This is a genomic window from Chryseobacterium sp. 14P4.3.2 (assembly GCF_057799275.1).
In genome coordinates this window covers 104993-120258 of the sequence record NZ_JBYOKO010000010.1, presented here as the reverse complement: position 1 = coordinate 120258, position 15266 = coordinate 104993, and the positions used below count along the sequence as shown (strand labels likewise).

10 protein-coding genes, 2 tRNA genes and 1 pseudogene are annotated in these 15266 nt (G+C 33.7%); 5 read left to right on the top strand and 8 right to left on the bottom strand.

What is annotated here, in order from left to right; genetic code table 11:
- The first annotated feature begins 373 nt into the window (after nt 1–373).
- Nucleotides 374–541: a bacteriocin-like protein gene (locus AC27VX_RS15460; protein ID WP_236855543.1), complete on the top strand. Its 168-nt coding sequence runs from the start codon at nt 374–376 to the stop codon at nt 539–541.
- Nucleotides 542–555: 14 nt separating this feature from the next.
- On the opposite strand, the gene AC27VX_RS15455 is transcribed toward AC27VX_RS15460, so the two are convergent.
- Together AC27VX_RS15455 and fbp are read right to left on the bottom strand one after the other, a co-directional pair.
- Nucleotides 556–1560, bottom strand: coding sequence for an o-succinylbenzoate synthase (locus AC27VX_RS15455; RefSeq protein ID WP_488696510.1), 1005 nt, complete (start codon nt 1558–1560; stop codon nt 556–558).
- Entirely contained in the window at nt 1561–2577 is a 1017-nt protein-coding gene (gene fbp, locus AC27VX_RS15450; RefSeq protein WP_236855545.1) for a class 1 fructose-bisphosphatase, read from the bottom strand.
- 324 nt (nt 2578–2901) lie between these two features.
- Here fbp and AC27VX_RS15445 point away from each other — a divergent pair, with 324 nt between their 5' ends.
- The 3 genes from AC27VX_RS15445 (at nt 2902) to AC27VX_RS15435 (ending at nt 6187) form a co-directional block, all read left to right on the top strand.
- Entirely contained in the window at nt 2902–4140 is a 1239-nt protein-coding gene (locus AC27VX_RS15445) for an aspartate kinase (protein WP_300691046.1), read from the top strand.
- 23 nt (nt 4141–4163) lie between these two features.
- Nucleotides 4164–6005 carry a bifunctional lysophospholipid acyltransferase family protein/GNAT family N-acetyltransferase gene (locus AC27VX_RS15440; RefSeq protein WP_236855547.1) on the top strand — a complete coding sequence of 614 codons (1842 nt, stop codon included), beginning with the start codon at nt 4164–4166 and terminating at the stop codon, nt 6003–6005.
- Between the two features lie 109 nt (nt 6006–6114).
- Nucleotides 6115–6187: transfer RNA gene (locus AC27VX_RS15435), tRNA-Phe, on the top strand.
- Nucleotides 6188–6278: 91 nt separating this feature from the next.
- Here the strand turns inward: AC27VX_RS15435 and AC27VX_RS15430 are convergent.
- Nucleotides 6279–6461, bottom strand: a pseudogene (locus tag AC27VX_RS15430) (transposase); the annotation flags it as partial.
- A 582-nt stretch (nt 6462–7043) separates the two neighbouring features.
- Between AC27VX_RS15430 and AC27VX_RS15425 the strand changes: the two are divergent.
- Nucleotides 7044–7116, top strand: a tRNA-Phe gene (locus AC27VX_RS15425).
- A 557-nt stretch (nt 7117–7673) separates the two neighbouring features.
- Here the strand turns inward: AC27VX_RS15425 and AC27VX_RS15420 are convergent.
- The 5 genes from AC27VX_RS15420 to AC27VX_RS15400 all read right to left on the bottom strand — a co-directional run bounded on the left by AC27VX_RS15420 (nt 7674) and on the right by AC27VX_RS15400 (nt 12655).
- Nucleotides 7674–8015 carry a helix-turn-helix domain-containing protein gene (locus tag AC27VX_RS15420; RefSeq protein WP_236855550.1) on the bottom strand — a complete coding sequence of 114 codons (342 nt, stop codon included), beginning with the start codon at nt 8013–8015 and terminating at the stop codon, nt 7674–7676.
- Nucleotides 7972–8262 carry a hypothetical protein gene (locus AC27VX_RS15415; RefSeq protein WP_488696507.1) on the bottom strand — a complete coding sequence of 97 codons (291 nt, stop codon included), beginning with the start codon at nt 8260–8262 and terminating at the stop codon, nt 7972–7974. Before AC27VX_RS15415 ends, AC27VX_RS15420 begins: the two co-directional genes overlap by 44 nt.
- A gap of 18 nt (nt 8263–8280) precedes the next feature.
- Entirely contained in the window at nt 8281–8718 is a 438-nt protein-coding gene (locus tag AC27VX_RS15410; RefSeq protein ID WP_317207776.1) for a transposase, read from the bottom strand.
- Nucleotides 8719–10798: 2080 nt separating this feature from the next.
- Complete coding sequence (locus tag AC27VX_RS15405; protein ID WP_236855552.1) at nt 10799–11587, bottom strand: hypothetical protein; 789 nt, start codon at nt 11585–11587, stop codon at nt 10799–10801.
- A 426-nt stretch (nt 11588–12013) separates the two neighbouring features.
- Entirely contained in the window at nt 12014–12655 is a 642-nt protein-coding gene (locus AC27VX_RS15400; RefSeq protein ID WP_488696505.1) for a hypothetical protein, read from the bottom strand.
- Nucleotides 12656–15266: the final 2611 nt, after the last annotated feature.

Here is a 15266-nt window from a genome sequence, read left to right as displayed (position 1 = left end):
TAAACTATATAAAGAAAGCAATTTTCGTAAAAGATGTGATTTAGCTGAATACCAACCTTATAAAACAATATACTATCCGACCTTAAAATTACTTCATCCTTTAATTATATCGATCAAAATACAATTGAATTCCTGCAAAGCCTTGAGGGGATTTATTTTTCGTGTCTAAAAATCTAAATTATTATTTAAGATCGCTCATTAACGCCTGTTATTTATATTCAGCGTCAAAAGCTGTATCAAGGCACAATCTCATGATAACGTATTCATAATTAAACATATTAAACTGTTAAATATTACTAAAACAATTCACCAAACGTTGTGTAATTAAAAAAAGTTTTAGATATTTACTAGCCAACAAATTAAAATAGTAATCATGAAAAATCTAAAAAAAATCAACAGAGGAGAGTTAAAGACAATCAAAGGAGGAAGACCTCCTCTTGGATGTAACAACTGGAACCCAAGTGCTATGTGCTGCAGATCATGGGCTCCAGATTACTGTGGCGAGACTACCTGTCCGGATTCACCTCCACCATTTTGCTAATTAACTTTTCCCCGTTATATTTTGAACCATAGCAACTCATTTCTGAGATCTAAATCTGATTCAAAATTATTTACAAATAAAGATCCGGTGCCTAAACCTTGAGGCATCGGATTTTTTTTCGTGAAGGTATACTGAGCAATGGCATTCAATCCTATATTGCTTTCCAGTGCAGAGGTAATCCACCAGCCGATTTGCTGTTCTTCGGCAATGGAAATCCATTCATCAGAACCTGAAAACCCTCCTACTAAAGCTGGCTTCAGGATAATATATTGTGGTTTTATTACTTCTAACAGTTTTTGTTTTTTTTCAGAATCAATAATCCCTATCAACTCTTCATCCAATGCAATGGGAGTAGGTGTATGGGCACACAGTTCTGCCATATCAGCCCAATGCCCAGCTTTAATGGGTTGCTCTATGGAATGAATATTAAGATCTGCCAGCTGCTGCAAAACGATAACAGCCTGTTCTTTACTGAATCCTCCATTGGCGTCCACACGCAATTCCAATTGATCTTTGGAAAATTTTTCTCTTAATTTCTGCAGAATTATATGCTCAGAGTTCCAATTGACCCCTATTTTCAGCTTAATGCAGTGGAATCCTTTATCCAGTTTATCCTGAATCTGTTCTTCCATATATCCTACATCTCCCATCCATATCAGTCCATTGATGGTAATGGCAGATTTTCCGTCAGTAAATTCACCTGGGAAATAAATATTGCGGCCATATTTCAGATTGAGAACAGCCTGTTCATAGCCAAACCAAATAGACGGGAATTCTTTCAGTTCTTCTTTCAGATCAAGAGGGCTCTTCTCTATATTTTCACAAAGCCATTTCAGCTTTTCTTCATAATCAGGTCTGTCATCGAAGCTAAGACCTCTGAACACGGCACATTCTCCTATCCCCTTTCTGCCATTTTCTGAAACTTCCAGAATGAAGGTTTCCTTATCAAGCAAAACGCCGCGAGATGTTCCACTCGGGCGTTTAAACTGTAATAAATATTTAAAATAATTTGCTTTCATTTATTTCACGCTGTCAATACGCATAAACTCTTCTGCTTTCTCTACCATTTCAACACTTCCGCAGAAAAAAGGAATTCTCTGATGAAGCTCAGTAGGTTCTATTTCAAGAATTCTTCTGAATCCGTCTGTAGCTTTTCCTCCGGCCTGTTCTGCAAGAAATGCCATTGGATTACATTCGTACAGCAATCTTAATTTACCGTTTGGAGCCTGTGAATAAGACGGGTAGATATAAATACCTCCTTTCAGCATATTTCTATGAAAATCAGCTACCAGGGAACCGATGTACCTTGAAGTATAAGGACGGTCACCTTCTTCCATCTGGCAATATTTCAGGTAATTTTTTACTCCCTGAGGAAATTTAATATAATTCCCTTCATTGATAGAATAGATTTTACCGGTTCTTGGGAAGGTCATGTTTGGATGAGACAGATAATAAGTTCCCAGAGACGGATCCAATGTAAACCCGTTCACACCATTTCCTGTTGTATAAACAATCATGGTAGAAGAACCATAGATTACATATCCTGCTGCAATCTGATTGATCCCTTTCTGTAAAAAGTCTTCCAGCTGCACTGGAGTTCCCGGTTCAGAAACTCTTCTGTAAATAGAGAAAATAGTTCCTACAGAAACATTCACATCAATATTGGAAGATCCATCCAAGGGATCGATAAGGACTACATATTTACTTAAATGACCATTTTCTCCGCATTTGATGTCAATAAAATCATCATTTTCCTCAGAAGCAATACCACAAACAACCTCTCTTTGAGACAAAGCCGTAATAAAAATCTCATTAGCGATCACATCAAGTTTCTGCTGTTCCTCACCCTGAATATTCTGGTTTCCGGCAGCTCCTGTTATATCTACAATTCCGGCTTTATTTACTTCTCTGTTTACTACTTTCGAAGCCAATCTTATTGCACTCAGAAGACGAGAGAATTCACCTGTGGAATATTGAAAATCGTCCTGTTTATCGATAAGAAATTCTCCTAAAGTCTGTAATGGTTGATTTGACATATTTTTCTTTTTACGTTTTCCCCAAATTTCGGAAAATTTATTGCATTAATGAAATTTAATTACCAAACCCACTACCACCTGTATTTCAGAACGATACATTAAAAACAAAACATAATATGATAGAGATGATGAGAATTATCTTTCCAAAATCGTTATCCCAAACCTCCGAAAAATTCAGATTATTTCATGAATTTTTCATTTTAAGGAAATCTTAATTCTATCCTACCGTCTGCCTATTTCATATCTCGTTGTAAATTTATAATTTTGACGTCCGTAAAAAACTCATGTAATTTTTTATCTAACAATTTATTTTTTAACAATTTAATGAAAATTTTCAAGTTTGGTGGAGCATCAGTAAAAGATGCCGACAGTGTGAAAAACGTGTCCATGGTTCTAAAAAGCCAGGGATTTGCCAAATGTTTGCTGGTCATTTCAGCAATGGGCAAGACGACAAATGAGTTGGAAAAAGTTGTAGAACTTTATTTCCAGAAAGATAACTATCAAACTGAGATTGAAAAGATAAAACGAAAACACATTGAGATTGCGGAAGGTCTGTTTCCTGGAAATCATGCAGTTTTCGCTGAGATCAATCTCTTTTTCGATGATATCGATTCTTTTTTAAGAAGAAATAAATCTCCTAACTACAACTTTGTGTATGATCAGGTGGTAAGCTGCGGAGAAATGATTTCTACTAAAATCGTAAGCGAGTACCTGAATGAAATACAGTTTGCCAATCAATGGCTGGATGCCAGAGATTATATAAAAACAGACAACTCATACAGAGAAGGGTCTGTAGACTGGGTAAGAACTGAGGAATTCATTTCTCATCTTAATCCGGAAATCTGTTATGTGACTCAGGGTTTCATAGGTTCTGACGACAACAATTTCACGGTAACCTTAGGAAGAGAAGGATCTGACTATTCGGGTGCTATTTTTGCTTATTGCTTAAATGCTGATGCCATGACCATCTGGAAAGATGTACCGGGAGTAATGACCGGAGATCCCAGAAAGTTCAGTGACGTATCTCTTCTTTCCAATATCTCATATGAAGAAGCTATTGAGATGGCTTATTACGGTGCCAGTGTCATTCACCCGAAGACATTGCAGCCATTACAGCAAAAAAACATTCCTTTTTATGTAAAATCTTTCATTGATCCGACCAAGGAAGGAACAAAAATAGGTGCTTCAGAAAAAAACCAACAGGAAGAGTCTTATATTTTAAAAGAAGACCAGGAACTTTTAAAAATCTCCACAAGAGATTTCTCTTTCATTGCAGAGGATCATATGAGCTTAATTTTCGGATATTTATCCAAATATAAAATCAAAGTATCCCTGATGCAGAATTCTGCAATCTCACTGGCTTTATGCCTTGAGGATAAATTTAATCATCTTGAAGAACTTAACGAAGAGCTTCAAAAAATTTTTAAAACCGAAGCAATTAAAAATGTATCTTTATTCACAGTAAGAAATGCGAAGATGGATCACATTGATAAATTTTACCATGAAAAAAATGTATTATTGGAACAAATTTCTAATAATACGCTTCAAATGGTAACACAATAATATTTAATTGCGACTAAACACACATGAGTTTAATTTCGAAAAACGATCTGATCAAAGCTTCCGGCTTAAGTAAAATTGGGTTCCTCAAGAATCCAGTAGCATCTGCTGTGATGAGCATTGCTAAAATAAACGAAGTAAATAAATTATACGACAAACTAAAAGATAAGGAAGGCAAAGACTTTTTCGACTCATTTGTAAGAGAAAGAAACCTAAGCTACATAGCTTTTGAGGAAGATCTGGCAAAAATTCCGAAAACGGGACCTTTTATTCTGGTTTCCAATCACCCGCTGGGTGCTATTGACGGAATTCTGATGTGCAAGATCTTATCGGAGGTTCGTCCGGATTTTAAGGTAATGGGAAATTTCCTTTTGGAAAAGATCAAACCTATGGAGCCGTTTGTAATCTCTGTAAACCCTTTTGAAAACAGAAAAGAAGCTTACAGCAGCTCGTCCGGAATGCGTGAAACACTCAAGCATTTACAAAACGGAGGCTGCGTAGGTATTTTTCCGGCGGGAGAAGTTTCCAATAAAAACAATCCTTATGGAGAAATTTTAGATAAAGAATGGGAAAAAACGGCACTTAAGCTTATCAGAATAGCTAAAGTGCCGGTAGTTCCTATGTATTTCCATGCAAAGAACAGCCGTCTTTTTTATCAGGTGGCTAAACTTCACCCGAATTTACAAACCCTGATGCTTCCTGCTGAAATGATGAACGACAGGGAAAAACCTATCCGGATCAGAATCGGGCGGCCAATCAGTGTGAAGGCAATGGATGATATGGAAACCATTGAAGAACTGGGAGAGTTTCTGAAACGCAAGGTATATATGATGAAATCTTACTATGAAAAAAGAAAATCTCTTGCTCAAAGTATCAATCTTCAGAATTTATCTGTAAAGTTTCCTTTGCTGAAAGAAGAAAATATTGTTCAGAATATTATTGATGAAACTCCTGTTGAGGACATCATAAAAGATGTTGACAAACTTAGAGGAACCGATAAAATGCTGTTCAGTAACGGGAACTATGAACTCTACTTTACCACGTATGAGGAAATACCTTCAATAATGAGGGAAATCGGGCGTCAGAGAGAGCTTACTTTCCGCGCGGTAGGTGAAGGAAGCAATCTTCCGTTTGACCTTGATGAATATGATAAACATTACCATCACCTTTTCCTTTGGGATAATGGAGTGAAGAAACTGGCAGGTGCCTACAGAATGGCATTGGGTAGAGAGGTGATGAAGAAATATGGCATTAAAGGCTTTTATACAAGTTCTTTATTCGAATTTGAGCAGGACATTCATCCTTTCTTTAAAAAGGTAATTGAGATGGGCCGTGCGTATATCTGCCAGGAATATCAGCAAAAGCCCCTTCCGCTCTTCCTTTTATGGAGAGGGATTGTACATGTGTGTCTGAGAAATCCTGACCATAAATTTCTGATGGGAGGTGTAAGTATCTCTAACAAGTTCTCTGAGTTCTCGAAATCCCTGATGATTGAGTTCATGCGTTCCAATTATTTTGACTCTGCAGTGGCTCAGTACATCACTCCAAGAAATGAGTACAAGGTAAAGCTTCGTGACAGGGATAAAAATATTTTCTTTGAAGAAATGGAATCTGACCTTAATAAACTGGATAAGATTATTGATGATCTTGAACCTGAATTAAGACTTCCCGTTTTGATTAAAAAATATATTAAACAAAACGCTAAAGTGATTGCTTTCAACGTTGATCCTAACTTCAATGATGCCATTGATGGATTGATGTATATCCGAATCAGTGATCTTCCGGAAAACACGATAAAACCGGTATTGGAAGAGATGAGCGAGCAGATCAGAAAAGAACAGGAAAATAATCCGGCTGATAATCAGTAAGTTTTTAAATTTATTAAAAAAAACTACGATGAATACTTGCTTTGTATACTAAAACTTACTACTTTTGCATCACTTTAAAACAACGAAGTAAGTCAAACAAAAATATAATGGTTTCTTAGCTCAGTTGGTAGAGCAATGGATTGAAAATCCATGTGTCCCTGGTTCGATTCCTGGAGAAACCACTTTAAAACCTCTAATTTATTTAGAGGTTTTTTTGTTTTTATATAGGGCTACACGTTCACGAATTTTTGAATCAGGTACAAAAGTTGGGGACTAAGCAAAAAGTTTGGTTAATCTGAATAGAAAAAACGATCTGTCCTTCCCCCCTCTGAGCTGCATCCTGAAGTTTTTGATTTTAGCATTGAAAGATTCAGCCGCTGCGTTAGTGCTTCTTTTATCAAAATAATTTAGAATATCTCTGTAATGTTTCATTATACCCCTTCTTAAGTTAGAAAAAGAAGTAAAATCTCTGTCATGAGACGCAAAAGGTCAGGCAACTAAGAATAGTAGGCATTTCTGAAGCCATAAGCCTCCATTTAAAGCTTATTTTTACTTATGGGCTCCCCTTCTATTGTTAATGGCAAAAAACCGTTAATCCGGAACTTCTTTTCAATTGTTCTTCCAAGATGTTTATTACTCCTGTTTTTGCATCGTATTATTTTTTGCAAATCCCTGTCTTCTACCTCTAAACTTATTATTACAACAATAAATAGTAAAGCGACTATTATAGCGTATAAACATCATTATTTCAGGACCGCATATATAGCTGTTGTTAACTTCATCATCACACTTCATAATACCGGAACATACCCTTAAAAGGCAGCATAAGTAAGAAATTCCTGGATGATAAAATTTCCAGGTAAAAAAAAACAAAAAAACATCACAATACAAACCACTGAAAAGCAAATAATTGAATTAAAAAACAAGTATTACAGATATATTTTATCAAAAAAATAACAGGAAAAGCTTGCGTGGTATTATAAAATATTATACTTTTGCATCACTTTAAAACAACGAAGTAACAAACAAAAACATAATGGTTTCTTAGCTCAGTTGGTAGAGCAATGGATTGAAAATCCATGTGTCCCTGGTTCGATTCCTGGAGAAACCACTTTAAAACCTCTAATTTATTTAGAGGTTTTTTTATTTTTATAGATGGCCACAAATGCACGAAATTTTGGATCAGGTGCAAAAGTTGGGGGTTAAGCAAAAAGTTTGGTTAATGTGAATAAGAAAAATGTTCTGTCCTCCCCCTCTGAGCTGCGGCAGAATTTTGAAAATTGCTTAGATTTTAGATTTCAAAAGTATATATATTTTAAAGGATCTGAAGTGACCGAATCTACATCCAGCTTTTCGCCTGCTCTATATAAGCATTCATCCTTTAGTGCTTAATTTTAATTTCCAGCTAAAAAAAGAACTAAACAGAGAATTTAAGCTCCCTGAAAAGTTCTCGGATAATTATCGAAAATAAGTCTTGTAAAGCTATTCTTAGTGAAAAAGCTTGTTCCTTTTATAAAATAAAAGCCCCCGTTTTTCTCATCATTTGTGTAGGGATCAAAAATAATTGGGGGCTTTTACTAATTTTTAAATAATACCAGACCTTAGACTGATCTTATAATTCTGCTTTATCTATAAAGAAAGTGTATATTTTAATTGTAAATGAGTGGTTTATAAATCAAATATTTTCACGTCTTTCTTCCATTTTGCCAATGTGTTCCTGCTTATTTTAAAATGACTGGCAGTTTCTGTATTATTGAGGCTATTTTTCACCTGATATTCCAAAATGTAACGGATCGTTTCCTGATCATAAGACTTGAATTTCTGATTACTTTCTGAAATTTCTGATCCTATTTCCGGACCAAATATAACCGTGTTTATTGTAATAATATCCCTTGTACTAAGTTTTTCCTTTTCAAAGAAGTAAAGGCACCTTTCTTTCTTTTCGGGATATTTTTTTTCAATAATATCATGATAAATTCTTGTATAATTTGGTGATTGATAATTTTCCATATTCTGTTTTGATATATTTCTCTTCTACTTTATTATTTTCGAAAAACAGGCTGATTATTCTTTTTTTACCATACCAGGTTTTACTAAGAATAAAACAGAACCACTCATCCTTATATTCGTACTTATAACTGCTTAATAGACTCATTACTTCCTGCTTTGCTTTTCCAAAGAATCTTATTTCCTCAAGCGCTGCACTATTTAAGCTCTTTCTTTTGTTTTTCAGGTGAAACATCATCTTCCAATCCATCGTTTGTTTTTTTAATGATTACTGCCCACTATGATTATATTTACTCAGCCATTTATATAATGTGGTCTTCGGAATTCTATATTCACTGATAATCTGGCTCCGTTTCATTGCTCCTGTATTCAACTGTTCTATCACGAATGCGATAAGTTCCTTTGTATAGATATTTTTTCTGAATGAAGGCAAAGCCGTAGGTTTTGATCTTGAGCTCGTCTCACCTCCTTCGGGAGGTGCATATAATACAAGATGCTGTGTATATAACCTGAAGAAGTCATAGCTCAACAGTTTGCTCCATTTGAGAAGAAGATCAGTCCGTATATGCTCTTCTTCATACATTTTTTTGATATCTTCTTCCTGGCATTTAAAGAAATTACAGATCCGTACAATATCAATCTCGCATTCTTTTACTCTCTCCTCAATTAAGTTTCCAATATTGATCGTCTTTAAATCTATATTCATTGCTTATCTCTTTATTAAATTTAGCAGCACTTCCTGTGTATATACTTACTGATAAAAAATCTGTAATTTTTAAAAAGATGATGAACCCCAGCAGGATTAATGCTAACATTCCTATTACACACCTGAAATAAAATCGCTTACCGGCTTATTCCCTTTACTTTAAAAATTCTCTGGAGGCAGATAGACTGAGGAACCCTCCAAGAGAAAAAAAATAAACTCTATGAAATCATCACTGTGTTTGTGATTGTATTACTGGTGCAAATGTATAGGGGAATTTGTTACCTCACAAGAAAAAGGCTGTTACAATTCGCGAATAATGACAGCATAAATAACAATATAAAATATTGAAAATCAAACAAATAAATAAAAATAAAATTCAACAAAATTATAACCTGAAAATTGGAGTTAAATTTCATTTTTCAATTAAAAACATCATTAAAAAAGCTTCAGCTTTCAATATCTCAGTGCTTCTTTTTGAAGAATTTCCACCTTAAAAAGAAAGGCTGCTATGATCCGTCATTCATAGCAGCCAGAACACAAATGAAAAAAAACGAAATTAGAATATGCTCAACCAATACTCGTAAATTATTATTATGGACCTTCTTAAAATTTTTGTCCTGTCTTTCACCCTTAAAGTTTTTACTTCTAAGATTGAAGCTCTATACTCAATAATCTTTGGAGAGCGAAATCATTCGGAACCTCTCCAAAGAAGAAAAAAACTTATGAAATAAAAAAAATTATTTCAGTACTAAATCTATCATTAAGACCGGATATATAAAAGACAATGTCTGTCATTATTCGCGAATAATGACAGCAAAATAATCTTTTAGCACAATTAATTTTCTCATAATATCCCTGATACTATTAAAAAGCCGATGACCAGATTGGGTATACAGAAAAAAAAGGATTTTTCATTTCGGATTTTTAAGCTCCTCCTTACCGCTATATCTACATAGAAAAAAAACCTGTCCAAAACAATTGAACAGGCACAAACAAGTACTATGAAAACAATAATGATTATGGTCAGACAGAAGCTCAATGGGTTTAATATTTCATATCCTTCAAAAAAACAGCAAACTCAGATGCTTCATAAAATAAGGAGATCACCATTACGATCCGCTTCATCACTCCTAAAAATTAAAAGTCTGCCCGTCTCATCACTGATAACTTAATTGAGACAATATTACAAGGATACTTTCTGATAAACAACCCAACCTCTGTCACTATTCGCGAATATTAACAGAAAATAAAATACAAAAATCTCATTATCAGAATATTTTAAAAAAACATCCCCTGCAATTATATTCAAAATCAGTACAATATCTATTAACCTACCTGTTTTATTATTTTTAAAGTTCTAAAATCCCCGTTTTATCAATCATCGGGAAATAAATTTCAAAACAGAAGATTCTTATCAGAAGTTCAGATTAAAGAATAATGAAAACTGTAATGAATCAACTTAAAAGGAAAAAAGATCTGACTATTAACTGAAGAGAAAGGGATATAGGAATAATAAGCTTTTAAAAAATCTATGATCTTTTTCCCTCAGGTTACCCTATAAATAAGTTAAAGTGTTTAAAATAGCAATCTTCATGAAATTTATGGTCTTTAAAGTATAGAAAACCTGTAAAAGTTTAAACAGGCTCATCTTTAAACAATCACTTTTTTAATGATTATTTAACAAATAAAAAACTTCTTTAGGAGCATTATATTCCTAAAGAAGTTACCAAATAAAATAACAAGATGAAAAATCTATATTTTCAATATACTAAACACATAGTGCATAAACTGTAGAACAATAGAAGACCTGCTATAATTCGCGAATAATGACAGCAAAATAACCTGTTAAGTACTCAATAAAATGAATAAGTAAAAAAGGTAAAGAATGCAGGCCTGTTCCGCAAGTTGGGTTGCCGGATTTAATAGTGCTGTCTTATCCATTATATTCAGTACATACAACATCAGAATTCCAACACGAACAAAAGCCGCTAACATAATTCCGGGGATCACAGCAGCAACTTCAAAATGAAAAAGGAATTTGCCGGCTCACAAAAATGCATTTGTCAGAATTCATTCTGGATTACCCGAAAAGCTTCTTCCAGAAGCCTTTTTTCTCTTTAAGTTCATCCTGTTTTGTCATGATATTTCCTTCATCATAAATATTAATATTCTTTTGATTTAAGCTTTTAAGCTCTTCAGCCCGCCGGGTCCTTTTCATGGCTGCCTCTACATAGAGAAATACACCCTCCTGATCACAGTTATACATATTGGAATAATAAAGGGAAGTATTGAATTCCATAGGATTAGGCTCTACAACATCCGCAGCCTCCAACAATCCCATTTTATTTTGTTTTGAAAATTCCAACGCTTTGATAAAGACCAGAATCCGCTCATCTGAATAGAATTCATTCAATTCTTCCCTGATATTGTCGTCTGTCTGATAATCATCAAGTAATTGATATACCTGATCCGCAGGAATAAAAACACCAGAGCTATAATTTTCTGTAATCTTATTTTTCACCGGGTTTTCAATTTCCTCACCCACTATTTCTTTCCAGCTTTTGGTGTATCTTTTAAAAAAGGAATTCTGATCAATCAAAAATGAAAAAGCAGAATCTCTTGTATAATAATAGGTTCTGAAGAATCCATGGATCAAAGAAATGTACCGTCCATGGCAGCTGTCAAAAAACTCATTCGATTTCACTTCTTTAGCCGTTAAAATAATATCTTCATATTTTTCCTTACAATAATCATCGATATTATACTCTACCGCTAATTTTTCAATAAGTGAAATATCATTCAACACATCGAAATACCATTTTTGTATTTCCTGCTCTTTAATCGGGTGGTAAGTTATATCAAATCCCATATTTTTAAGTTTTCGTATGGTTATTAAATAATAATGAGCGTGGGAAATTCCTTGCTATTAGAACAGTTCACCAAACCTCTAAAACATCAGTTGTTGATCAGAACAAAACTAGATCTAAATCAACAGAGTCACAAGAAAAAGGCTGTCTGTATTCGCGAATAATAACAGAAACACTGGTTTCAGACCCCTTTGAAGGTATTATTGATCGTATTTTCATGACCGCTGCCTGTTAAAATGATCACATCCTGGTGATTATTTCAAACTTTACCTGTCTATACAGTGAAAAAACTGAAATTTTCCACATCAAAAATCAAAAAAAAGAATATCTATCATTATGAATTGTCAGGAATCTTTAAAAATCAAATCATTAAGATTCTTTGCTCCATATAAATTCGGCATACAGCTTTTAATCTGGTTCATCTCCGGCTATTTGCTGAACCACCAGTTTTTCACTAACATCACCTTTATCCCTACTGAAAAAGAACCGAAATTAGTCATATGGCTAAGATCAGTTATCGCATATGCTTTCCCAAACCCTCTGGAGTACAGGGCAAAAATTTCCATCCGGTCTGAAATCACATATCCTCCTCCTGCATTCAAAACGTAGTCAAGATGTGTTGACTTATACTGTCTTGCCCCGTCCTTACCTGCATAATCCAATGTCCAGACTATATATTCAAGTTTTACTCCTGCAAGCAGAAAAAATCTGCTTTTCTCAAAATTATGGTTTAAGTACTTTTTCAGATTAACTCCACCAGCGTACGTTATGAATTTCAAATCTTTATTATATGGATTTCTAACAGGTAATGAAGTTTCGAAAAAAGGCTGTAGATAGAGTTCCCCCGAGTCAAAGTAAAATATTTCTGAAAGGGCCACATCCACAGACAGACTTGCTGTATATTTATTGATCCATCTGCTGGTACCTTCTTCTTTATTGGAAAGTGAGCCTCCCGTATAGTTAAGGCCGAGATTCCATTTGACAAACTGCGACCGGCTGTCACTATTATCCTGCGCGGATATGTTTTCTGAAAATATCAGCATGGAGCTGAAAAATACAATTTTTTTCATCTTTTTGAATTTATGTTATCTATCTTTTTGAATTATTTTTCAGCAGGAAATGACCCTGCCGTTACAGCAGGTATTCTATAGGCTGACAGGACCTTTTTGATGATCAGTATTTTCAGTAGAAGAAAGCCAAAATCTATACTGTCAGGATCTTCTGCTTTTCAGAATTTGAATGGTATCATATTATCCCGACGGGATTCAAGAAAAGCTCTTTGAGACATGAATTATACTGACTGAGAAAATCCCAAAGAGCTAAACCAAATAATACTTAATACTTAAAGAATCCCAAAAATCAGTGGTACAAAAGTAGCTTCATACCTTGATTTTCACAAGAATAAGGTTGTTACTATTCGCGAATAGTAACAGCCCTGACAGAAATGAGAACAGGAAAATCCATTAAAGGATACTGGTATAAAGCACTTTATAAAACAGGTCTTATACTTAATTAAGAATAACCTTGTAACAGCCATGAATGATATTTATTAGCAACCGTAACAAATCCATGGGTATTTGCTGTGGGAGATGCACTTTGAAATCCGGAACATAAAAAAAAGTCTGTCCCTATAAGGACAGACTCACAACACAAAAACACAAATATGAAATAGTATTAATCTCTATTCAGCATTAGATTCTCAATAAGCTGATGATAGATAAAGACAAGCTAAGCGGCCTAAAAGTACTTCATAATGTTTATTGAATCATGTATATAATTGATTTGGATTTGTGGGTGTAAAATTATTTCGTATCCAATACAATTCCAAAATATAGGCTGTTACTTTTCGCGAATATTAATAGTTAAAGCCTCTACATCGCAAGCCTGTCAAATCCACTAAAACGAGAATATTATAGCATTAATCAGCAGTCTCTGCCAATCATTTTGGAAAATCCTCAGGTTTTTCAGTCTGCTATTTATTTCCACTATGATTTCTCTTTTTAATTATAAAGCGGTTTAAACTATCTTATGTCCACCACAAGTTGTGAATGCAACAGCGTTAAAAACAGCAAATATCAGACACTTAATTGTTTTAAAATTATAATGTTAGATTTCTGCTGAATGACAAAGTGTGGGGATAATGGATTATATCTGTTCTTACTCTTTTACAGGGTTTTATTTAATCACAAAAGATTTTTAACACTTTAGTTATTTTTAAGTTTCATGTTTTGTGATAACAGGAACACCTCATTTTTTTTAAATCTTTGATTTTCTTCTCAATTTTACTTACTAAGCGGGAAGATAGTCCCCTTCTTAAGTCAGCTAAAGTGTTTAAAGATTGTATGAATTTCATTGTGTCTGAAGAATTCGAAACCTGTAAGAATTTAAACTGGCCTAATATTAAAAATATCTTTAGAATATAAAAACTTTCCGGAAAGTATAATACTTCCGGAAAAGTTACCCAACATAATATTAATATGAAAAAAGTTTAAAACTGATCATTGAAAAAAGATGACAATTTATAATGGAAGTTCTGAGCATATTATAAATCCAGAATTCCTACTAAAGTGTCGATGTACCTTTCTTACTTCTTAATCATTTTTTAGTTAAAATTCTCTGGGGAAAATAATTCCCCAAAGAATTTAACGAAGTAAAAAATATTTGAAAAAATCAAAAGTTTCTCATCATTTGTGTAGAGCAAAATTATACTTAAGTTTTTCAAAAAGCAACCAATAGTCTGTAAGTATTCGCGAATAATGACAGACAAAGTACGTCATCAACACGCCTGTAACACACTAAAAACAAACACAGTAACATACTTATTTAAAATTTTATTCTTATTACTTTTTCTATTACAATCATTGTTGATATAATCAAAAAAAGCTGTTAATATTCACGAAAAATAACAGATTAAAAAAACGAAAGGCAAAAAACTAATAGGGCTGCATAAGTTTAAAAAAGCGCCTGTTGTTCAGCAGCTTCATATTTTTCATGTCACTTTTGAATCTTTTACCAGCCTGTGCCACTTTATAAAAATTAAATAGATGTACTGAAAAACTTTATGGATATAAATTAATATTACCCTCAGTCTTAACTTTTAGACAGAGTCAAAAAAAGTTTTCAGTTGATATGCTCGTACTTCAAATAAAAAGCCTTCAACGGAGGGAACACAGGCAGACAGCTACAACAAAATAATGTATGTGTCTAAAATGTTTTGATATTAAAGAAAGAAGTCCTGGATCTGAATATAAAGACTCTATGTGCTACAAAAAAAACTGTTAGCCTTCACTATTGTTTTAAATAAATATTATTTATTAATTAACAGCAATAGCAAAATAGAATTTTCGTCCCAACACCCTCCACAACAATATATTTTAACTTCAGGAATTGCTTTATTTGTTTCAGAAAAATCAGACTTACTAGTTTCATCTAATGAGGAGGACTATTTTACTATGATCATTTCTATATTATTTAAAATTCCGGAAATGACCATTTCTCAGTTCATATTTATCTGTCAGTATTCCAGAATAGTGACAGGCTTTTGATTGGAATTTAAAAGGGTTCCTCCTATTTTTGCACCCCCCTATCTATAAAAAGACTTAAGGAAGTTTTTAACATCATAAACTTTTATTCCAGCATGGACATTATTGTTTTCATTTCTTTAAAGAAATTGAAGATCGA